Source organism: Lactonifactor longoviformis DSM 17459 (assembly GCF_900129135.1).
In the GTDB taxonomy this organism is placed as follows: domain Bacteria; phylum Bacillota; class Clostridia; order Lachnospirales; family Lachnospiraceae; genus Lactonifactor; species Lactonifactor longoviformis.
On sequence record NZ_FQVI01000020.1, the window covers coordinates 34,274 to 54,625 of the forward strand.

The window sequence follows — 20,352 nt, forward strand, 5'->3', positions numbered from 1 at the left end:
TTTTATATCCGTCCGTTTTGTACGCTTTATTAAGAATGCGTAACCGCCCTCTGATAATACCTGGACGTCAGTTTGGACAAAACTCCATACACCGGCTTAAACAGCAGCAAGGTAATGACTACATTTCCCACGCAGTGGAGAATGTCTGAGGGGATTCCGCTGATCCAGTATGCGATTCCGCCCCCAACGCCGGAGATGACGAAGTAGGGGAAAGAGCAGAGGAATCCGAATCCCAGGCCGAAGGCGCCTGAGATGATGGACCACATGACCGGGGAGTCGTTTTTAGAGCAGATCATGGTGATCACTGCCAGGATGGTCCAGACGTAGAGGTACATAAACCACCAGATTCCAAAGCCATATATCATACCTTCTAAAAACGCAAAGATGTAGATAATATAAAATACCTTTTTCCTGAAGAGAAGGGTATAGATGATGATAAGGAGAGAGACTACTTCTATATTATGAAGAAAAGCCATTCCCACCTGGCCCACCAGGAGTATTGCTGTGAGGAAGGCCAGGATTACCATATCTTTAACTTTTGTACTCATAAAAATCATCTCCTGTCTAGCCGGCAGTATAAGTAAGTTCGTAGTGCTCCCCGTCTTCTATGGGAGTCTGATCCGCGGAAGTGTTCAGCATTTCCCCGTCCTTGGTGATACACCACCAGTCTGTGCCCTCTACGGACTCTCCGTCAGCTGCTGTGATAAAGAGTCCATATTGTCCGTCTTCCCCTTCCACAAGTTTTTCTTCTGTAATCACTTCACCCAGATATTCTTTATCTGTGTGGTAGACAAACTCTTTGGAGCTTCCGTCCTTGTGGACAACCTCTACTGTAATTTCCTTGCTTCCCTGGGAAGTCTTAGGCTTCATAGAACTGCTCAGCATAAACAGCGCGCCTATAAGTACCAGCAGGGTGATGGCAGCCGTCAGTATCTGCGCTTTATTCGGCTTCTTTTTTTCAGTCATAAACATACCTTCCTTCCTATCCTTCGTATATCTGTTCTATAACGTCTGCAGAGCAATGGCATCCTTCACATGGCGGATAAAGAGCCGGCGGATTCCTGGGTATTCTCCAAGGCCTTTCAGGACAGAGGAGACTGCAAAGCCGGCTTTCTCAAACTGACAGCGCCAGGAATCAGGATCATCGCTTGCCATATCATTTCTGGCATGGTCTCCTGCCACAATCATAAACGGAGCCAGCACAACCTTTTTGGGCTGGTATTCTTTTACCATGCGCAGAAGGCTTTCCATGGAAGGGTAGGCTTCTACGGTGCCTAAAAAGAAGTTTTTGTATCCGTGGTCTTTAAACTGATAGTCCAGGGCCGCATAGATTGCGTTGGAATAGTGAGTGGTTCCGTGCCCCATTAGAACCAGCACCTCATCTTCCGGAAGAGCAGAGAATTCGTCCACAATTGACTGGATTACTGCAAGGTTATCTTCCTCTGCGGTCAGGAGCGGAGTGCCGAAAGTGATGGAGTGAAAATCTTCCTGATAGGAGAGCGCATCCTCCTTCATCAAGTCGTTTTCAATTCCGTTAATCACATGAGTGGGCTGGACAATAACATCAGTAATCCCGTCCTTTCGCATAAGTTCCATGGCTTCCTTTACATTTGGAATTATAAGGTTGTCCCGTTTGGCCAGCTTGGCCAGTATCATTTTACTGGTCCATGCCCGGTAAATTTTATGGTCCGGGAAGGCTTGGGCAATGTCGGCTTCAATGGCATCAATGGTTACTTTCCTTGTCTCTTCATAGCTGGTGCCGAAGCTGACAACTAAAATTGCTTTGTTGGTTTCGCGGTTCATAAGGCGGCTTCCTCCGTAAAATGTTTTTTCATTTATATTTTCTATGTAGCCTTCCAGGGTTTTCAGATCTCTGGGAAGGGGAAGAGAGGGTTTTAAGATTCCTTTCTTACACAGACTCTCAAACAGCTGCAGTACAGCCGGCTGTTCCAGGTTTGTCATGGCCAGTGCGGTGTGGTTGGTAAAGACCTCCAGAGGAGAACCATGTATCAGCACTTTCCCCTCGTGAAACAGGGCGATTTCATCGGCCCATTCCAGGGCATAATTTACATCGTGGGTGGCCATTAGGACGGTGATTCCATTTTCTGTCAGCTGATTTACAATTTTATTTACCATGGTGGTATGCCTGGGGTCTAAGGCGGCTGCCGGCTCATCTAAAATAATGATTTCCGGGTGCATCACAAGAATATCAGCAATAGACACCTGTTTTTTCTGGCCGCCGCTCAGCGCATGGGTTGGTTTGTGCCGGAACGGAGTAATCTCCAGATAGTCAATCACATTCTCAACTTCCTTTTTTGCTTCTTCCTCTGAAACCCCGAGGTTCAGAATCCCAAAAGAAATTTCCTGGTAAACACTGGCGGAAAAAAGCTGATTGTCCGGGTCCTGAAAGATAATTCCCACCTTGCTCCGGAGCTTTAAAAGCCCCTCCCGCGAATAATCAAAGGGTTCTCCGTCCAGGTATAATTTCCCCTTTGCCGGGCGGTTGATCCCATTGCAGCACAGAAAGAAGGTGGACTTTCCGGAACCGTTGGCACCCATAAACGCTACCTTCTTTCCGCGTCTGATGGAAAGGGAGAGTCCGTTTAAAGAGTGCGTATTTTCATCGTCATAAGAAAAGTACAGGTCTTCTGCTTTCAGAATAATATCATTCATATAAGTAATCTCCATATGGTAACGCCGAGCAGGAAACATTCAAACAGTACAATGTACATGATTTCGTTGGCTTTCGGCGGATAATTTTCGTTCAGAACTCTGAGTTTGCCGTCATAGCATCTGGATTCCATGGCATCGTACAGGGCATTCGATTTTTTCATAGCCCTTAAAAGAAGTACGGAAGCCAATGCGCCGAAGGATTTCAGAGATGTTTTATAGTCTTTATTACCCAGGCGGGAATCCTGGGAGGTGGAGATGGCAGAGGATATCTCCATTAAAACAAAGATAAAGCGGTAGATCAGCATCATCAGCTCAATCACCAGCTCCGGACAGTGTATTTTCCGCAGTACCAGAAGAATGTCTGTCATAGGAGTGTTCAGAGAGAGAAAGTACAGACAGGAGACGCTGGCGAGAGCTGTTGCTATGAGCTGCACGGCAAATGCCAGAGACGCCCGGCTTCCTGTTATATAATAGCTCCCTACGGAAAGAGCAAAGGCGTCCAGAGGGGTCCTGGAAATATTTACGATAATGGCAAGTGTACTTAAGAATAAAAATGCCAGGGGAATCATGAGAAGTTTCCGATAACGAGAAAGTGGGATTCCCCCTTTCTTAACAGTGAGAATCCCATTTGCCAATAATACCAGAAGTGCCACAGCAATCGAACGGCTGACAACGCAGAAAAGCAGCGTGATAATAGAGTATATGAATTTTTCGCTTGCATTTACGTACCGTAATTTCGAATAATAGCAAAGCTTATCAATGACAATCATGATAAAATTCCTTTCTCGTCAGTGTGCTATTGTCTGCCCAATTCCTTCTGCAGCTTTTTCCGCTCTACAAACCGTCCCATAAAGAAGGACAGGATGCCCACGCCGATTCCGGTCTGAAGGCAGAAGATAAGACTTTCTACTTCTCCGGGGAGCTCGCCGCCCAGCATGCTTTCCAGCACAGGGGTGAACCAAGGCTCGTATTCTCCGTGGATCTCTTCAATCATCTGGCTTCCCGCATCGTCGGAGCCTCCAAACTCAGCGCCCTTTAATGCAAACAAAGGTACAATGGCGATGAGCGCGGCTACAATCAGCAGGATGACAACGGTTTTTGTGTTTTTACTCATGAGCTTTTCCCTCCTTGATAAATCCGATTGACTTCAGCTCCGGCAGAGCAAAAGATTCCAGACCAATCATAATGATTACTGTCAGAATTCCCTCGATCACTGCGAGAGGCATCTGGGTTGGCGCGAAAATACCCAGGAACTTTACTGCGGAGGCAGCGATACCGCCTTGTTCAGAGGGATATGCTACGGCCAGCTGAATACTGGTAACGCAATATGTAAACAAATCACCCAGGCAGGCGGCCAGGAAAATAGACACCTTCCGGTTAACATTTAACTTCTGGCAGAGCTTATAGATGCCGTAAGAGACAAAAGGTCCCGCAATTGCCATGGAAAATGTATTGGCTCCCAGTGTGGTGAGTCCTCCGTGGGCCAGCAGAATCGCCTGGAAGAGCAGTACAATGATCCCCAGAATGCTGACTGCGGAAGGTCCGAACAGGATGGCGCCAAGGCCGGTGCCGGTCATATGGGAACAGCTCCCGGTAACAGATGGAATCTTTAAGGAAGAGATAACAAACACGAAAGCGCCGGACATAGCCAGGATCGTCAGGGCCCTTCTGTTTTCCCTCAAAGTCTTCCGAATGGAAAAGAATCCCGCAATTACAAAGGGAACACAGATAACTCCCCATGCAATACAGAATGTTGCCGGAAGATAACCTTCCATAATGTGCATAGCGCTTACCACCGGTGTGATACCGAAGCAGAGGGCAAATGCAGCAGCCAGTGTTACAACTTTTTTTTGCTTACTTGTCATTTTTCTTTCTCCTTTTCTCAAGCTGTTGTGACATTACTGTAACGTGGTTCAAGAGTAAAAGAAAAGCCCAGTAGTATCTACTACTGAGCGTCTGAGAACAGATTCCGGTCTTGATAGGGGTGGCCCCTGACGGATAAGAACCGTTCTTACACTCAGCCATCGTTCGTAACTAAAGTGCAAATCGCTTGTGACAGGCAGGTCTTCTGACTTAGGGGGTCTTCATTGAATTTCGCCTTCCCAGTTATCCCAGTGACATAAATGAAATTCAACTCGTCCCATACAGCGGCGTGACCGTGTGAGCTTTTACTCACTTTCCTATTAACCTGATTGCTCAGGACCATATCACACTCAATTTTAGCGGAATATTCCGCATACCGCAGATCTGAATCTGGCATTGTCAAATCTGCGGACCTATTGTCATTCTATACTTTCGATTGTAATTTGTCAATAACTATGGTCCATTCTTTTCCAACCTAATACCGTCAATGGTCTGCCTCTACAAATTTCTATTTGATTTTTCTCACTCATATGCTATTATGAAAAAAGATTGACACAATAAGAGAATCAGGAGAAGGATATACTATGGGAATATGTATGCTGGGTATTGACCACAACCGAGCCTTACTGGATGTGCGTGCCCTTTTTTCATTTACCAAAAAGAACACGGCTGAGGCACTGGAAGTACTCAGGGAAAAAGAAGGAGTTCTGGGCTGTATTATTTTATCCACCTGCAACCGCATGGAAATTTGGGCCAGCACTGTGGAGGACTGGGACGGTTCCCTCTACGACTGCCTCTTGGAGTTAAAGGGAGCTGAGTCCGGTAAGTACAGGGAGTATTTTGTGGAGCGGAAGGAGAAAGAAGCGGTAGAACATCTCTTTTACCTGACCTGCGGTCTGAAGTCACAGATACTGGGAGAAGATCAGATTCTGACCCAGGTAAAGGATGCACTGGCTCTGGCGAGAGAGAACTTCTCTACGGACAGTGTACTGGAGGTACTCTTTCGGATGGCTGTAACGGCAGGAAAAAAGGTGAAGACAGATGTAACATTCTCCAGGGGAAATTCCTCTGTGATCCATCAGGCAATTACCATGCTGGAGGATGAGGGATTCCGCCTTCAGGACAAGACCTGTATGGTAATCGGCAACGGAGAGATGGGGAAGGTTGCGGCTCAGGCACTTCGGGAAGCCGGTGCATATGTGACGGTAACCGTCCGTCAGTACCGCAGCGGGATGGTAAGTATTCCTCAGGGCTGTGCCCGGATTAACTATGGAGAGAGGATGGAATATCTGCCTCAGTGTGATCTGGTGGTCAGTGCTACGGCAAGCCCTAATTATACGTTAAAAAAAGAACTGTTTCAGGAGGCAGTGCTGCCCTCGGATCTGCGGATTATTGATCTGGCGGTGCCGAGAGATGTAGAACCGTCGGTAGGGGAGCTTCCTGAGATAACACTATATGATATGGACAGCTTCCGTATGGAGGGAACGCCTGAGGAGCTTTCTCAGAGTCTGGAACAGGCGGGAGTGATTCTGAACGCACAGATGGAGGAATTTTATTCCTGGCTGGAAGGACGGGATCTGATTCCCAGGATTCAGGAGATTAAGGCAGACGCCGTGCAGGATCTGAATCTTAGGATTTTGAAGATTCTGAACAAAACTCCAATGGAGGAAAAAGACAGGGAAAAGCTATTGCATACCATTGACACGGCGGCGGGCAAAGTGGTGAACAAAATGATATTCGGACTGCGGGACACGCTTGAAAAGGAAGCCTTTCTGGAGTGTGTGGCAGGATTGGAGAAGGTGTACGATGAATAATCAGGAAAAACCATATTTCCCTTTGTTTGTTGATCTGTCCGAAAAGAAAATCCTCGTGATCGGAGCCGGAAAAATAGCGGCCCGAAGGATTCAGACCCTGCTCCCTTTTGCCGGGGAGATACGGGTGATTGCCCCCAGGGCGGCGGCAGAAGTGGCAGAAATGGCAGAAAACGGGAGGATCCAGTATGAGGCCAGAGAGTATGAAAGAGAGGATCTGTACGATGCCTGTATAGTCATAGCAGCCACTGACCGGGAACAGATCAATCATGAGATCTACAGTGTCTGCAAATGTATGGGCATTCTGGTCAATGTAATCAGTGATAAGAACAAATGTGATTTTTATTTTCCGGGAATCGTCCACAGGGATGAGATTGTAATAGGCGTCAGCGCCAGCGGAAAGGATCATAAAAAGGCGAAAAAAGTGCGGGAGGATATCGCCGCATTTTTACAGGAAGAGGAGAAGGTATGAGTAAAAAAAGCATCGTTGTGGGCAGCAGAGAGAGCAAGCTTGCTGTCATTCAGAGCGAAATGGTAATAGAGTATGTGAAAGGGGCGTGTCCCCAGGCTGAGGTGAGTCTTCTCACTATGAAAACCACAGGAGATATTATTCTGGACCGCACGCTGGACAAAATCGGCGGCAAAGGTTTATTTGTAAAGGAACTGGACAAAGCCCTGATGGAGAGACGAAGTGACTTGTCTGTGCACAGTCTGAAGGATATGCCCATGGAGATTCCGGAGGAACTGCCTATTGTGGCGTTCTCCAAAAGGGAAGATCCCAGGGATGTTCTGATACTTCCGCAGGGAGAGACAGAGATTCCGGCGGGGAAGCCTATCGGGTGCTCCAGTCAGAGAAGAACCCTTCAGCTGAAGGAATTATTCCCGGACATCCCCTGCAAAAGTATCAGGGGAAATGTAATTACCAGGCTTTCCAAACTGGATGCCGGGGAATACGGGGCACTGGTTCTTGCGGCAGCAGGAGTAAAGAGACTGGGGCTTGCGGACAGAATCAGCCGGTATTTTGAACCTGAGGAGATGATTCCTGCGGCCGGCCAGGGTATTCTTGCAGTCCAGGGCCGCGCAGGGGAGGATTATTCCTATCTGGACGGGTACCGGGATTCGGATGCTTCCTTCGCTGCCCTTGCGGAACGGGCATTTGTGCGGTATCTGGACGGCGGATGCTCTTCCCCCATTGCAGCACACGGGGTGGTAAACGAAGGCAGAATAACGCTCACAGGACTGTATTACTGTGAAGAGACGAATACATACAGAAAAGGCAGGATGGAGGATTCGGCCGAACACGCAGAAGAACTGGGAATTGCACTGGCAAAAACCCTGAAGGAACAGACAGGAGGTAAGCAGTAAATGACAGCAGGCAAAGTATGGTTGGTTGGAGCAGGACCGGGAGATATCGGGCTCTTTACGGTAAAAGGTATGGAAACCTTAAAGAACGCTGAGGTTGTGGTCTATGACAGCCTGGTTGGCCAGGGGGTTCTTTCCATGATCCCGGATACCGCCAGATGTATTAATGTGGGAAAACGGGCAGGGCACCATACCATGCCCCAGTGGCAGATTAATCAGGTGCTTCTGGAAGAGGCTAAAAAAGGATACCGGGTAGTGCGGCTGAAGGGCGGGGATCCCTTCCTCTTCGGGCGCGGAGGCGAAGAGCTGGAACTTCTCAGGGAACATGGAATCCCCTACGAAGTGGTTCCCGGAGTCACCTCCCCCCTCTCGGTTCCGGCGTACAATGGAATCCCTGTCACCCACAGGGACTACTGCTCTTCCCTGCATATTATCACGGGCCACAAAAAAGCGGGAGAAAGCTACGACATTGATTTTGAGGCTTTGGTGCGTACCAAAGGAACTCTGGTATTTCTCATGGGAGTTACCGCCCTGGCAGATATCTGCAGCAGTCTTCTCAGAGCGGGGATAGACCCGCAGATGCCTGCGGCTATCCTTCAAAAGGGCACCACCGCAGGGCAGAAACGGATTGTTGCCACGGTATCTACCCTGAAGCAGGAGGTAGACAGGCAGGGAATAGAGACACCGGCAATTATTGTAGTGGGCAGGGTGTGCGAGCTGGCAGAAAAGTTTGCCTGGTATGAGGAACTCCCGCTCTTTGGATTCAAGGTCCTGGTAACCAGGCCCAGAGATCTTATCTCCTCCATGGCTTCCAGACTCCGCAGAAAAGGTGCGGAGGTGCTGGAGCTTCCTGCTATACGGACAGAAGCGCTTGAGAATCAGGAACTTCTCGTCCGTGCATTTGCGCGCATGGACACTTATGACTGGATTGCCTTTACCAGCCCTACCGGCGTTAAGGTTTTCTTCCAGGAGATGAAGAGAGCTAAGATGGACATCCGCGCTCTCGGCAGAGTTAAAATTGCAGCCATCGGGACAGGAACAAAGAGAGAGCTGGAGGAACGGGGGCTGTATGTGGATCTGATGCCGGAGGTATACGACGGGGCTTCTCTTGGGGCTGCCCTGGCAGAGGCCTGCCGTGGAGGGGAGCATATTCTGATCCCCAGGGCTAAAATTGGAAACCATGAGATCCTGGAGGAACTGGAGAAAAAACAGAACCTGATCATTGATGATATTCCAACGTATGATACCCTGTATGAAACCTCAGAGATGATTGATGAAAAGAAAGAATTTGAGATGGGTTCTATTGACTGTGCGGTGTTTACCAGTGCCTCTACGGTAAAAGGATTCGCTGAGGCGACGCCGGGCCTGGACTACAGCCGGGTTACGGCTGCCTGCATCGGAAAACAGACAAAAGCGGCGGCGGACCGCTATGGAATGCAGACCTATATGGCAGAGAAAGCCACCATTGACAGTGTAATTGATTTGGTAATAAACTTAAAAACGAAAAAGGGGTGCTGAAAACATGGATATGATTAAACGGCCAAGAAGATTAAGAGGAAATGAGGCAATCCGGAAAATGGTCAGAGAGACCAGAATAGACAAGAGCTCTCTGATCTATCCGCTGTTCGTAATAGACGGGGAAAACATTGAAGAAGAAATTCCGTCCATGCCGGGACAGTATCGGTTCAGCGTGGACCGGCTGCCCTATGAGCTGGAGCGTCTCACCAAAGCCGGTGTGGAAAACCTGATGCTATTTGGAATTCCTGCCCATAAAGATGAGATGGGAAGTCAGGCATATGCAGAGAACGGAATTGTTCAGCGCGCACTCCGGGAAGGGAAGAAACAGTTCCCCGGTCTCTATTATATTACGGATGTATGTATGTGTGAGTATACTTCCCACGGCCACTGCGGTGTGCTCTGCGGCCATGATGTTGAAAATGATGCAACACTTGAACTCCTGGCAAAAACTGCCCTGTCCCATGTGCAGGCAGGAGCCGATATGGTTGCGCCCTCTGATATGATGGACGGCCGTATCCTTGCGCTCCGGAGATGCCTGGACGGCAATGGCTTTAAGGAAACCCCGATTATGTCCTACGCTGTGAAATATGCCTCTGCCTTTTACGGGCCATTCAGAGACGCTGCAGGTTCAGCCCCGTCTTTCGGGGACAGAAAAAGCTACCAGATGGATTTCCATAACAGAAAAGAGGGAATGAAAGAAGCGCTTATGGACGTGGATGAGGGCGCTGATATTATTATGGTAAAGCCGGCACTTTCCTATCTTGATGTAATCTCAGAGGTATCTAAGGAAATCAATCTTCCCATCGCTGCCTACAGCGTAAGCGGGGAATATGCCATGGTAAAGGCTGCGGCTAAGATGGGATATATAGATGAGGCGAAGATTATCTGCGAAATGGCGGTCAGCACTTACCGGGCGGGAGCGGATATCTATCTTACGTATTTTGCAAAAGAACTGGCCGGATATATGGCCGAAGGGAGAATTGGATAATGACAAGATCACAGGAATTATTTCAGAGAGCGGTTAACTATATTCCAGGAGGGGTGAACAGCCCTGTGCGCGCTTACGGGGCCATCGGAGAGACTCCGCGCTTTATACAGGGCGCGGTGGGAAGCCGTATATTTGACGCGGACGGCAATTCCTATATAGATTTCATCGACTCCTGGGGCCCAATGATTTTAGGCCACAACAATGAGGCAGTCAAGGAGAGTGTGATCAAGGCCTGTGAAAACGGCTTAAGCTTTGGGTGCGCCACAGAAGTAGAAGTGGATATGGCAGAATTTATCTGTGAGCATATCCCAACCATTGAGATGATCCGTATGGTAAACTCCGGTACAGAAGCGGTTATGAGTGCAATTCGTGCTGCCAGAGGATATACCGGAAAGAATAAAATCATTAAATTCGCAGGCTGTTATCACGGCCACAGCGATGCGATGCTGGTGAGTGCAGGCTCAGGGGTTATGGCCAGCGGCGTTCCAGACAGCGCAGGCGTGCCGAGAGGATGCACGGAGGATACCATGCTTGCCATCTACAACGATCTGTCCAGTGTAGAGGCGCTGATGAACGAATGCCGGGATCAGGTGGCCGCAGTGATTGTGGAGCCGGTAGGAGCTAATATGGGAGTGGTGCCTCCTGCAGAGGGATTTCTCCAGGGACTTCGCAGACTCTGCGATGAGCACAAAGCACTGCTGATTTTTGATGAGGTGATCACCGGATTCCGTCTGGCCTTTGAAGGGGCTGCAGGCTATTTTCATGTGACGCCGGATCTGACCACATACGGCAAAATCATAGGTGCAGGTATGCCTGTGGGAGCCTACGGCGGAAGAAAAGAAATCATGGAGATGGTATCCCCTGTGGGCCCGGTATACCAGGCAGGTACGCTGAGCGGCAATCCTGTGGCCATGGCAGCAGGGCTGACGCAGCTGAAAATTTTGTATGAACATCAGGAGATCTATACAAACTTAAGAGATAAGGGAGAAAAGCTGTACGGCGGCATCCGTGAGATTCTGAAAGAAAAGGAAGCTCCCTGTGTCATAAACCATATTGGCTCCCTGGGATGTGTATTCTTTACGAGAGAGCCTGTCACAGACTATGCATCTGCCAAGACAGCGGATACCAAGGCGTATGCAGAGTATTTCAAACATATGCTGCGTTCGGGCATTCATCTGGCACCGGCTCAGTTCGAAGCTATGTTCCTGTCAGATGCCCATACAGAGGAAGATATTCAGGCAACATTAGAGGCAGTCAGAAAGTTTTTCTGACAGATTCCCTTTAGGGGACGGGAGGAATGGGATTCCCCCGTCCCCAAGTGATTTTACCGGCAGAGAGGAGGCAGAAAATGGAAGAACAATTTATATTTGCAGGGCTGATTCTATGCCTGTTCATCACCATGATTACGGTGATGGCCAGAGAGAACAAAAGGCAGAGAGAGAAAGTCAGGGAAAAAATAAGAGAAATGTGGGGGAATATACCGGATAAAGAGTATTCCAGGGATCTCCTGGACTCCATTTCCCACTATTTCATGCGCCGGGAAAGCCAGGAGAGCGGCTTTTTCCTGGATGATATAACCTGGAACGATCTGGATCTGGACAGAATCTTTATGCTTATGAACCAGACCATGTCTTCTCTGGGGGAAGATTATCTTTACTATATGCTGAGAAAACCAGAATTCACACCAGAAAAGCTACAGGAACGTCAGCGTCTGGCAGATTATTTCAGAGGACACCAGGAAGAGAGAGTGCGCCTGCAGCTTCTTCTGGGCAATCTCAAGCGTCTTCCGACGGTCTCACTGTCAGACTCCCTGTATGTTCTCACAGATGCTAAAGAACATAAGAGAGGAAAGCACATTGCCTGTGCTCTTTTGATGATCCTGAGTATTCTGGCTATGATTGTGATTCCAAAATACGGAGTCTTCCTCATGCTGGGCATGATGGTCTTTAACGTGATTCAGTATCTCTTCAGCAAACAGGAGATCGAGACGTATCTGTCCTGCATCCGGAGCATTATGAGAATCCTGGAAGCGGCAAAAGAAACCTGTAAACTGCAGATGCCGGAGCTGTCGGAGTATCTGGAACAGATAAAAAAGGCGAGAAATGAACTTGGACAGTTCAGCAGAGGCGCCGGGCTTGTCATGAACAGAAGCGACGCGGGCGGCGGCCTGGAGACGATTATTCTGGATTATATCCGCATGATCTTTCACGTAGATATGATAAAGTTTAACAGTATGCTCAAGGAACTTCAGAAACACTTTGGAGCGGTGGAAACACTGATGGAGACGTTCGGGTTTCTGGACAGCTGTATCGCAGTGGCCTCTTTTCGGGAGGTTATGCCCTATACCTGTATTCCTCAGTTTGAAGCACCGGGGAAACGTGCTGCCATGGAGGTGACAAATCTGTATCATCCTCTCATCAAAGAACCGGTTGCCAACAGTATTGCTGTGGCAGGGGGAACCCTGGTTACCGGCTCCAATGCCTCTGGAAAATCAACGTTTCTGAAGAACGTTGCCGTGAATGCCATCCTGGCACAGACGATTGGACTGTGCGTGGCCTCAGAATACAAAAGTTGTTATCTGCGGGTGATGACATCCATGGCTTTAAGGGATGATCTGCTGAGCAAAGAGAGCTATTATATTGTAGAAATCAAGTCCCTGAACCGGATTCTTAAAGCTGCCCGCAAGACCACACCGCTGCTCTGTGTGATTGACGAGGTGCTGAGGGGAACGAATACCATTGAGAGAATCGCTGCATCCTCTAATATTCTGGCAGCTCTGTGCCAGGATCACGTCCTTTCCTTCGCGGCAACCCATGACATTGAGCTGTCATATATGCTGGAAGCGCTGTACACAAATTATCATTTCGAGGAAGAGGTAAAGGAGCACGATGTAGTCTTCAACTATCTGCTGAAAAAGGGACGGGCCACCACCAGGAATGCCATCCGGCTTCTTGAGATGATAGGCTATGACCAAAAGATAATAGAAAACGCCAAACGGGCGGCTGAAATTTTTGAGAAAAAGGGAGCCTGGGCTCCTGTGAAGAAAGAGGAGGGGCAATGTTAGTAAAGATATACACAGACGGATCTGCCAGAGGCAACCCTGACGGGCCGGGAGGATACGGGACAGTCCTCCACTATACAGACAGCAGGGGACAGCTTCACAAGCGGGAATACTCCCAGGGATATAAGCAAACCACCAATAACCGGATGGAGCTGATGGCAGCCATCGCAGGCCTGGAGGCGCTGACCCGTCCCTGCCAGGTGGAGCTGTACTCGGACTCCAAATACCTGGTGGATGCCTTCAATCAGCACTGGGTCGACAGCTGGCTGAAAAAGGGCTGGAAACGGGGAAAGAATGAACCCGTAAAAAATGTGGACCTTTGGAAACGGCTGCTAAAAGCAAAGGAGCCTCACCAGGTAACATTCATCTGGGTCAAAGGCCACAACGGCCACGAGGAGAATGAGAGATGTGACTTTTTGGCCACCCAGGCCGCTGATTCCGGGGATCTCATCGAAGACACGGTGCAAGAATTTGGCTTGAAATAGGCGTAATCCTATGATATGATTAACGACAGAAAATATTGCGTCCGACAGGATATGATTCATATAGAACTCCGGAAAAAGGACCAAGGATGAAAACAGGAGGTAATAACAACGTGCAGAAATATGGAGTAAATGAACTTCGTAAAATGTTTTTAGAATTTTTTGAGAGCAAAGGACATCTGGCAATGAAGAGTTTTTCTCTGGTGCCTCACAACGACAAGAGTCTGCTTTTGATCAATTCCGGCATGGCTCCCTTAAAGCCGTACTTTACAGGGGCTGAAGTTCCGCCGAGAAAGAGAGTGACAACCTGCCAGAAATGTATCCGAACTGGAGATATTGAGATAGTGGGAAAGACCGCCCGCCACGGCACATTTTTTGAAATGCTGGGCAATTTTTCCTTTGGGGATTATTTTAAAAAAGAGTCCATCGCGTGGACCTGGGAATTTCTTACGGAAGTAATCGGTCTGGAACCGGACCGCCTCTATCCCTCTATCTACCTGGATGATGAAGAAGCCTTTGAAATCTGGAATAAAGATATCGGCATAGCACCCGAGCGCATTTTCCGCTTTGGAAAGGAAGATAATTTCTGGGAGCACGGGGCAGGTCCCTGCGGTCCCTGTTCTGAAGTATATTACGATCGTGGGGAAAAGTTCGGCTGCGGAAAGCCGGACTGTACCGTAGGCTGTGACTGCGATCGGTATATGGAAGTTTGGAATAACGTATTTACCCAGTTTGACAATGACGGCAACGGCAATTATACAGAGCTGGATTATAAGAACATTGACACCGGTATGGGACTGGAGCGTCTGGCAGTGGTGGTACAGGAGGTAGATTCTATCTTCGATATAGATACCATAGAAGCCCTGCGGAACAAGGTCTGTGAGATTGCCGGGGTTACCTATAAGGAAAAGGAAGAGCAGGATGTCTCTATCCGTCTGATTACGGACCATATCCGTTCCACGACCTTTATGATCTCCGACGGCATTATGCCTACCAATGAAGGGAGAGGCTACGTCCTGCGCCGTCTGATCCGCCGGGCTGCCCGCCATGGCCGTCTCCTTGGAATCGAAGGCCGCTTCCTTGCAAAATTAAGCGCTACCGTTATCGAAGAATCCAAGGACGGATATCCGGAGCTGGAGGAAAAAAGAGATTTTATCTTTAAAGTACTGAACCAGGAAGAGGAGCAGTTTAATAAAACCATTGATCAGGGTCTGCGTATTCTTGGGGAATTAGTGGACAAGATGCAGGCGGAGGGAACCAGAGAACTGTCCGGGGAAGATGCGTTCAAATTATACGATACCTACGGATTCCCCATTGATCTGACAAAAGAAATCTTAGAAGAAAAGAACTATACCATAGACGAAGCGGGATTCCGTGAAGCAATGGAAGAACAGCGTCAGAAGGCCAGAAATGCCAGAGAAGTCACCAACTATATGGGCGCTGACGCGACCGTATATGACAGCATTGACCCTACCGTTACGACCGTGTTTGTTGGATACGATAAATTAGAATACGAATCAGAGGTAACCGTTCTCACCACAGAGACGGAGCTTACAGATGCGCTGACCGACGGACAGAAGGGAACTGTGTTTGTAAAGGAAACACCTTTCTATGCAACTATGGGCGGTCAGGAAGGAGATTCCGGGACCATTACAGTCGGAGATTCCCTCTTCCAGGTAGAGGATACCATCAAGCTGCTGGGAGACAAAGTGGGCCATGTGGGCCATATTGTCAAAGGGATGATTAAGACAGGAGATAAAGTAACCCTTCGTGTATCGGCCAGAGGGAGAGCGGATACCTGCAAGAATCACAGTGCCACCCACCTTCTTCAAAAAGCTCTGAAAACTGTGCTGGGCGCTCACGTAGAGCAGAAGGGGTCTTTGGTAACCCCCGACAGACTCCGTTTCGACTTTGCCCACTTCCAGGCTATGACCCAGGAAGAACTGGATAAAGTAGAAGCAATCGTAAATGAAGAGATCCAGAAGGCACTTCCTGTGGAAACACAGGTTATGAGTCTGGAAGACGCCAAGAAAACAGGAGCTGTGGCTCTGTTCGGAGAAAAATACGGCGACAATGTCAGAGTGGTATCCATGGGGGACTATTCCAGGGAACTCTGCGGCGGTACTCATGTGCCCAACACAAGCGCCATTACTACGTTCAAAATCATTTCAGAGGCTGGTATTGCCGCAGGTGTCCGCCGAATTGAGGCACTGACCGGCGACAGTGTTTTTGCGTATTATAAAAAAATAGAAGAGAAACTGAAAGATGCTGCGGCTATGCTCCGGACAGCCCCGGGTGAGGTTTCAGAGAAAATTGCCCATCTGCAGGCTGAGCTAAAGACTCTTCACAGTGAGAACGAGTCTCTGAAGAGTAAGCTGGCACAGGATGCAGTAGGCGATGTCATGAGCCAGGTGCAGGACGTTAAAGGCGTGAAGCTTCTTGCAGCCGCAGTGGAAGATGTAGATATGAACGGCCTGCGGGATCTGGGCGATCAGTTAAAAGAGAAACTTGGAGAAGGCGTCGTGATTCTGGCATCCACTATGGGCGGCAAGGTAAGTCTCTTAGCTATGGCAACCCAGGGAGCTATGGATAAGGGGGCCCATGCGGGCAATCTGATTAAGGGAACTGCAGCTGTTGTAGGCGGAGGCGGAGGCGGCCGTCCCAATATGGCCCAGGCCGGAGGCAAAAACCCGGAAAAAGTTCCGGAAGCGCTTGAGACAGCAGCAAATCTGCTGAGAGAACAGCTAAAATAAAGAAAAAATAAAAAAAACCTTCGAAACAGGTTGACGAATGGGAAAAATCTGCTATAATATTTTTGTGCAGTAAAAAATACCCAGACAGTTGTATTATGCACAATCTACAACTGGAGGGAGGTTAGGTGTGAGACTATGTCAAATGTTATCGTAAAAGAGAACGAGACTTTGGATAGCGCTTTACGCAGATTTAAGCGTAGTTGTGCCAAAGCCGGCATTCAGCAGGAGATTCGTAAGAGAGAACATTACGAAAAACCAAGCGTTCGCCGTAAGAAAAAATCTGAAGCCGCTAGAAAACGTAAATATAATTAATGTGCAGTAAAAGTCCTTGGCTTGTTGCCAGGGACTTTTTTACAGAGGAACGGTGCGGGTATGAAGAAATTAATCAAACTAGTTTTTAGCCGGATCTTCGTAGTAGCTCTGGCCATTCTGCTGGAATTGGCGTGGATTGCCGCTCTGGTCTGGGGGATCAGTGCAATCTCTACCCATGTGGCAAGAATTATTTCAATTTTAAGTCTGTTTTTGGTATTATGGATTGTAAACAAAAAAATCAATCCTTCTTATAAATTAGCCTGGACAATATTGATTCTGACCATTCCATTTTTCGGGGTAACCATCTATTTTCTGTTTGGAAAGTCCAGAATTGCGAAAAAAATGTCAAGGGAGTTTCAGTATGTTTTAAACCGCATATCCGATCTGATCCAGGAGGACCCAGAGGTCCGCGCTGAACTGGAGGAGGAGGACAAAGGCATCTCCAACCAGTCTCAATATATCAGGGATCATGCGGGCTTTCCGGTTTATAAAAATACAATTACTGAATACTATTCGGTGGGAGATGATATGTTCCCGGCGATGATCGAGGAATTAGAGAAGGCGCAGCATTTTATTTTCCTGGAATATTTTATTATTAATGACGGCCGTATGTGGCAGACGGTTCTTGAGATCCTGGAGAGAAAGGCAAAAGAGGGAGTGGATGTCAGACTGATTTACGATGACATGGGCTGTGCGACTACCCTTCCCTATCACTTTTATAAGCAGCTCCAGTCAAAGGGCATCAAGTGCGCTTCCTTTAACCCTTTGCGGCCGATCCTGAATATCATACTGAATAATAGGGACCACAGAAAAATACTGGTAATAGACGGGCATACGGGCTTTACAGGGGGCATTAATCTGGCCGATGAGTATATCAATGAAAAAGACAGATTCGGCCACTGGAAAGACACAGGAATAATGCTGAAGGGCGAGGCAGTATGGAATTTCACGGTTATGTTTCTGCAGATGTGGTGCGTGATTACAAAAATGAAATGTGACTTTAAAGAGTTCGAACCACACATGTATCATCCGGGCCCCTTTGCCAGCGACGGGTTTGTCCAGCCCTACAGTGACACCCCCCTGGATGAAGAGATTGTGGGGGAGAATGTCTATCTGAATATAATCAACCGGGCAAAAAAATATATTTATATCTGTACCCCGTATCTGATTATAGACAATGAAATGATGACAGCTCTGTGCCTTGCTTCTAAGAGTGGTGTAGAGGTGACGATTCTGACTCCTGGAATTCCGGATAAAAAAATGGTGTTTCTGCTGACCCAGTCCTACTATGAACAGCTGTTGGAAGCAGGGGTTAAGATTTACGAATATACCCCCGGATTCCTTCACGCAAAATCCTTTGTGTGTGACGATGAGGTTGGTGCTGTGGGAACTGTAAATATGGATTACAGAAGTCTGTATCTCCACTTTGAATGCGGTACCTGGATGTATAAGAGCAATGCCATTATGCAGATTAAGATGGATATGCTCAGTATGCTTCCAAAGTGTAATGAGATCACACTGGAATTCTGCAGGAACAGAAATATTGTTGTCCGGGGTATGCAGAGTATTCTGCGCCTGTTTGCACCGATGCTGTGATATCTTAACGAAATTTTAACATTTCTTTAATTTGCAGATGGATTGCTGGTATTTTACAGAGGTCTATGATAAAATGACCAAGTAAACTAACACCGTCTGCATTTTTAGATAGAAGGGAGTAGTTTTATGTGGACAAGAACTTTATTTAACACGGACTTATATCATATCGTTCACTGGTTCCTGATTTATAGTATACTGGGATGGATTGTAGAATCTATTTACATGTCTGTATGCAATAAAAAGCTGACTAACAGGGGGTTTGTGAAAGGTCCTATCTGCCCTATTTACGGCGTGGGGGCTTTGACCGTCTATTTTCTGCTGAGACCTTTTTCAGGTGATTATTTTCTCCTCTATGTTCTTGGATGTGCGATACCCACGGCGCTGGAATATCTGACCGCCCAGCTGATGCTCTCCGTTTTCGGGGAAGTCTGGTGGGATTACTCGGAAAAGCCTTACAACTATAAAGGCATCCTATGCCTGGAGAGCAGTATTGTTTGGGGCTTCTATACGGTATTGCTGTTCGTCTTTCTGCAGCGCGGCGTGGAAGCAATCGTAAACAGCTATCCCTTTTCCGTGGGAAGAGTGGCAGGATCCATCGTACTGGCAGGTTTTATTATTGATTTTATACATAGCCTGTACAATGCAAAGAGAGATGTACTCCCGGGAAGTTTCGGGGAACTAAAAGACTCCATAAGGGAATTCTGTCAAAGGTAAGAGAGGGACGGCCGATCATGTCAAAGAAGGCAAACTGTGAATGCTGCGGGAATTATGTGTATGACGAAGAGTATGGATACTATATTTGTGAGATGGATTTAGATGAAGATGAAATGCTTCGGTTTCTGAACGGGACATTTGGGAATTGTCCGTATTTTCAGTATCAGGATGAGTACCGGATTGTTCGGAGACAGATGTAGGATGGGAGAGGGACTGCTTTGAGTGGCAGTCCTTTTTAAGTTGTGGAAGGGGACGGTGAGAGGATGCTCTTGGCGGCGGGCGGGCTGGTTGGGACCGGAGGGAGGCTTAAGTTTCGGGGACACCTCCGTCGCGAAGAGAGTCTAAGACAAAACCGGAATCCCCTCCGGCCCCAACCAGCCAGCCCGCCGCCAAGAGCATCCTCTCACCTGGGTATGGGAAAGTTCAGGGGGAGGTTTTTGTAGAACAAGGAGCGAGTTTGTTTATAAGTGAGAATGAGGTTGTAATACTATGCCGGAGATTATACAATATTTGTGAAAATGATGAAAGGAGTAAAGGTATATGAGAAATAGATATGTTATGGCTCAGTAGTCTGAGCTTAAAATAAATACGAATTGTTAAGCTCAGATGAATCCCCATAAGTAACAGGAGGATTACAATGAGCTATGTTAGAGCAGAGGATATTCTGCCCAAAGAATTAATAGAATCTATTCAGCAATATGTAAGCGGAAAAACGATATATATCCCATGTAAAGAGAAAAAAATCTGGGGAAGCCAGTCCAAATCGAAGCAGTATTATGAAATACGAAATCACGAAATATGCAAGAAGCATAGCATAGGGATTTCCATAAAAAAACTTGCCAATGAGTATTCCTTATCAGAAAAAAGCATCCAAAGAATCCTAAGGACTACTATCTTTACCGGTGAGGCTGCTCCATGAAAGTGACTTCTCTAAAGGTATATCATCGCTGTGGGGGATGCAAAAAAAAGCAGGAGTTCATAAATTCAGGGAAATTCAGAGTGAATGCAAACGGTAATAAAGTAGATGTATGGCTTATATACAGATGTAAAAAATGCAAACATACCTGGAATCTAACAATTTATGAACGGATAAAAGCCTCAAAAATAGAGCCCGCAGAGTATGCATTATTCATGGAAAATGATTTTAATCTTGCTGTCAGATATGGAAAGGATATGAATTTTTTGACGAGAAACAAAGCTGAATTTAGGTAGAAGGTAA

The 20,352-nt window shown here is 47.6% G+C and carries 21 protein-coding genes and 1 riboswitch; of the genes, 15 read left to right on the plus strand and 6 right to left on the minus strand.

Annotated elements, in window-relative coordinates; all coding sequences use genetic code 11:
* Positions 1-29: 29 nt before the first annotated feature.
* Genes BUA56_RS15985 through BUA56_RS16010 form a run of 6 tightly spaced genes read right to left on the minus strand, consistent with a single transcriptional unit; the run spans position 30 to position 4,538 of the window.
* Positions 30-548 carry a hypothetical protein gene (locus BUA56_RS15985; RefSeq protein ID WP_072853523.1) on the minus strand — a complete coding sequence of 173 codons (519 nt, stop codon included), beginning with the start codon at positions 546-548 and terminating at the stop codon, positions 30-32.
* Positions 549-564: 16 nt separating this feature from the next.
* On the minus strand, positions 565-966 hold the full coding sequence (locus tag BUA56_RS15990) for a DUF4430 domain-containing protein (protein ID WP_072853614.1): 402 nt from the start codon (positions 964-966) through the stop codon (positions 565-567).
* A gap of 36 nt (positions 967-1,002) precedes the next feature.
* Entirely contained in the window at positions 1,003-2,673 is a 1,671-nt protein-coding gene (locus BUA56_RS24000; protein ID WP_072853525.1) for a sirohydrochlorin cobaltochelatase, read from the minus strand.
* Positions 2,670-3,443 carry a cobalt ECF transporter T component CbiQ gene (gene cbiQ / locus BUA56_RS16000; RefSeq protein ID WP_072853527.1) on the minus strand — a complete coding sequence of 258 codons (774 nt, stop codon included), beginning with the start codon at positions 3,441-3,443 and terminating at the stop codon, positions 2,670-2,672. The genes BUA56_RS24000 and cbiQ overlap by 4 nt, the downstream gene beginning before the upstream one ends.
* A 26-nt stretch (positions 3,444-3,469) precedes the next feature.
* Positions 3,470-3,787, minus strand: coding sequence for an energy-coupling factor ABC transporter substrate-binding protein (locus tag BUA56_RS16005; protein ID WP_072853529.1), 318 nt, complete (start codon positions 3,785-3,787; stop codon positions 3,470-3,472).
* Positions 3,780-4,538, minus strand: coding sequence for an energy-coupling factor ABC transporter permease (locus BUA56_RS16010; protein ID WP_072853531.1), 759 nt, complete (start codon positions 4,536-4,538; stop codon positions 3,780-3,782). The genes BUA56_RS16005 and BUA56_RS16010 overlap by 8 nt, the downstream gene beginning before the upstream one ends.
* Before the next feature lie 176 nt (positions 4,539-4,714).
* Positions 4,715-4,896: riboswitch (cobalamin riboswitch) on the minus strand.
* Between the two features lie 224 nt (positions 4,897-5,120).
* Between BUA56_RS16010 and hemA the strand changes: the two genes are divergently transcribed.
* From hemA to BUA56_RS16085, 15 genes are all read left to right on the plus strand, one after another.
* On the plus strand, positions 5,121-6,350 hold the full coding sequence (gene hemA, locus BUA56_RS16015) for a glutamyl-tRNA reductase (protein ID WP_072853533.1): 1,230 nt from the start codon (positions 5,121-5,123) through the stop codon (positions 6,348-6,350).
* The gene (locus BUA56_RS16020) at positions 6,343-6,819 is read left to right on the plus strand and encodes a precorrin-2 dehydrogenase/sirohydrochlorin ferrochelatase family protein (protein ID WP_072853535.1); all 477 of its coding nucleotides are present in this window, start codon (positions 6,343-6,345) and stop codon (positions 6,817-6,819) included. The genes hemA and BUA56_RS16020 overlap by 8 nt, the downstream gene beginning before the upstream one ends.
* The gene (gene hemC, locus BUA56_RS16025; protein WP_072853538.1) at positions 6,816-7,712 is read left to right on the plus strand and encodes a hydroxymethylbilane synthase; all 897 of its coding nucleotides are present in this window, start codon (positions 6,816-6,818) and stop codon (positions 7,710-7,712) included. The genes BUA56_RS16020 and hemC overlap by 4 nt, the downstream gene beginning before the upstream one ends.
* Positions 7,713-9,227, plus strand: a complete 1,515-nt coding sequence (gene cobA / locus BUA56_RS16030) for a uroporphyrinogen-III C-methyltransferase (protein WP_072853540.1) — start codon at positions 7,713-7,715, stop codon at positions 9,225-9,227. It begins immediately after the preceding gene.
* A 4-nt stretch (positions 9,228-9,231) separates the two neighbouring features.
* The gene (gene hemB / locus BUA56_RS16035) at positions 9,232-10,215 is read left to right on the plus strand and encodes a porphobilinogen synthase (RefSeq protein ID WP_084068015.1); all 984 of its coding nucleotides are present in this window, start codon (positions 9,232-9,234) and stop codon (positions 10,213-10,215) included.
* Entirely contained in the window at positions 10,215-11,486 is a 1,272-nt protein-coding gene (hemL, locus tag BUA56_RS16040; RefSeq protein ID WP_072853542.1) for a glutamate-1-semialdehyde 2,1-aminomutase, read from the plus strand. Before hemB ends, hemL begins: the two co-directional genes overlap by 1 nt.
* Positions 11,487-11,563: 77 nt before the next feature.
* A complete protein-coding gene (locus tag BUA56_RS16045; RefSeq protein ID WP_072853544.1) occupies positions 11,564-13,279 on the plus strand; it encodes a MutS-related protein in 1,716 nt (571 codons plus the stop codon).
* Positions 13,273-13,761 carry a ribonuclease HI gene (gene rnhA, locus BUA56_RS16050; RefSeq protein ID WP_072853547.1) on the plus strand — a complete coding sequence of 163 codons (489 nt, stop codon included), beginning with the start codon at positions 13,273-13,275 and terminating at the stop codon, positions 13,759-13,761. Before BUA56_RS16045 ends, rnhA begins: the two co-directional genes overlap by 7 nt.
* A gap of 86 nt (positions 13,762-13,847) precedes the next feature.
* On the plus strand, positions 13,848-16,511 hold the full coding sequence (alaS, locus tag BUA56_RS16055) for an alanine--tRNA ligase (protein WP_341443510.1): 2,664 nt from the start codon (positions 13,848-13,850) through the stop codon (positions 16,509-16,511).
* A 135-nt stretch (positions 16,512-16,646) separates the two neighbouring features.
* Positions 16,647-16,823 (plus strand): 30S ribosomal protein S21, encoded by a 177-nt coding sequence (rpsU, locus tag BUA56_RS16060; protein ID WP_004222305.1) that lies wholly within the window; start codon positions 16,647-16,649, stop codon positions 16,821-16,823.
* 60 nt (positions 16,824-16,883) lie between these two features.
* The gene (gene cls, locus BUA56_RS16065; protein ID WP_072853551.1) at positions 16,884-18,419 is read left to right on the plus strand and encodes a cardiolipin synthase; all 1,536 of its coding nucleotides are present in this window, start codon (positions 16,884-16,886) and stop codon (positions 18,417-18,419) included.
* A 126-nt stretch (positions 18,420-18,545) separates the two neighbouring features.
* Positions 18,546-19,133, plus strand: coding sequence for a putative ABC transporter permease (locus tag BUA56_RS16070; RefSeq protein WP_072853553.1), 588 nt, complete (start codon positions 18,546-18,548; stop codon positions 19,131-19,133).
* Positions 19,134-19,150: 17 nt separating this feature from the next.
* Complete coding sequence (locus tag BUA56_RS16075; protein WP_072853555.1) at positions 19,151-19,333, plus strand: DUF6472 family protein; 183 nt, start codon at positions 19,151-19,153, stop codon at positions 19,331-19,333.
* A gap of 437 nt (positions 19,334-19,770) precedes the next feature.
* Entirely contained in the window at positions 19,771-20,052 is a 282-nt protein-coding gene (locus BUA56_RS16080) for a CD3324 family protein (RefSeq protein ID WP_072853557.1), read from the plus strand.
* Positions 20,049-20,345, plus strand: coding sequence for a DUF1062 domain-containing protein (locus BUA56_RS16085; protein ID WP_072853559.1), 297 nt, complete (start codon positions 20,049-20,051; stop codon positions 20,343-20,345). Before BUA56_RS16080 ends, BUA56_RS16085 begins: the two co-directional genes overlap by 4 nt.
* Positions 20,346-20,352: the final 7 nt, after the last annotated feature.

What these genes read in the sequence shown, in the direction of transcription:
- BUA56_RS16045 (WP_072853544.1), top strand. Translation starts at nt 11,564, where the DNA reads ATGGAAGAACAATTTATATTTGCAGGGCTGATTCTATGCCTGTTCATC.
- alaS (WP_341443510.1), top strand. Translation starts at nt 13,848, where the DNA reads ATGAAAACAGGAGGTAATAACAACGTGCAGAAATATGGAGTAAATGAA.
- BUA56_RS16080 (WP_072853557.1), top strand. Translation starts at nt 19,771, where the DNA reads ATGAGCTATGTTAGAGCAGAGGATATTCTGCCCAAAGAATTAATAGAA.
- hemC (WP_072853538.1), top strand. Translation starts at nt 6,816, where the DNA reads ATGAGTAAAAAAAGCATCGTTGTGGGCAGCAGAGAGAGCAAGCTTGCT.
- BUA56_RS16085 (WP_072853559.1), top strand. Translation starts at nt 20,049, where the DNA reads ATGAAAGTGACTTCTCTAAAGGTATATCATCGCTGTGGGGGATGCAAA.
- hemB (WP_084068015.1), top strand. Translation starts at nt 9,232, where the DNA reads ATGGATATGATTAAACGGCCAAGAAGATTAAGAGGAAATGAGGCAATC.
- cbiQ (WP_072853527.1), bottom strand. Translation starts at nt 3,443, where the DNA reads ATGATTGTCATTGATAAGCTTTGCTATTATTCGAAATTACGGTACGTA.
- rpsU (WP_004222305.1), top strand. Translation starts at nt 16,647, where the DNA reads ATGTCAAATGTTATCGTAAAAGAGAACGAGACTTTGGATAGCGCTTTA.
- cobA (WP_072853540.1), top strand. Translation starts at nt 7,713, where the DNA reads ATGACAGCAGGCAAAGTATGGTTGGTTGGAGCAGGACCGGGAGATATC.
- cls (WP_072853551.1), top strand. Translation starts at nt 16,884, where the DNA reads ATGAAGAAATTAATCAAACTAGTTTTTAGCCGGATCTTCGTAGTAGCT.
- BUA56_RS16010 (WP_072853531.1), bottom strand. Translation starts at nt 4,538, where the DNA reads ATGACAAGTAAGCAAAAAAAAGTTGTAACACTGGCTGCTGCATTTGCC.
- BUA56_RS16020 (WP_072853535.1), top strand. Translation starts at nt 6,343, where the DNA reads ATGAATAATCAGGAAAAACCATATTTCCCTTTGTTTGTTGATCTGTCC.
- BUA56_RS24000 (WP_072853525.1), bottom strand. Translation starts at nt 2,673, where the DNA reads ATGAATGATATTATTCTGAAAGCAGAAGACCTGTACTTTTCTTATGAC.
- hemL (WP_072853542.1), top strand. Translation starts at nt 10,215, where the DNA reads ATGACAAGATCACAGGAATTATTTCAGAGAGCGGTTAACTATATTCCA.
- BUA56_RS16005 (WP_072853529.1), bottom strand. Translation starts at nt 3,787, where the DNA reads ATGAGTAAAAACACAAAAACCGTTGTCATCCTGCTGATTGTAGCCGCG.
- BUA56_RS15985 (WP_072853523.1), bottom strand. Translation starts at nt 548, where the DNA reads ATGAGTACAAAAGTTAAAGATATGGTAATCCTGGCCTTCCTCACAGCA.
- rnhA (WP_072853547.1), top strand. Translation starts at nt 13,273, where the DNA reads ATGTTAGTAAAGATATACACAGACGGATCTGCCAGAGGCAACCCTGAC.
- hemA (WP_072853533.1), top strand. Translation starts at nt 5,121, where the DNA reads ATGGGAATATGTATGCTGGGTATTGACCACAACCGAGCCTTACTGGAT.
- BUA56_RS16075 (WP_072853555.1), top strand. Translation starts at nt 19,151, where the DNA reads ATGTCAAAGAAGGCAAACTGTGAATGCTGCGGGAATTATGTGTATGAC.
- BUA56_RS16070 (WP_072853553.1), top strand. Translation starts at nt 18,546, where the DNA reads ATGTGGACAAGAACTTTATTTAACACGGACTTATATCATATCGTTCAC.
- BUA56_RS15990 (WP_072853614.1), bottom strand. Translation starts at nt 966, where the DNA reads ATGACTGAAAAAAAGAAGCCGAATAAAGCGCAGATACTGACGGCTGCC.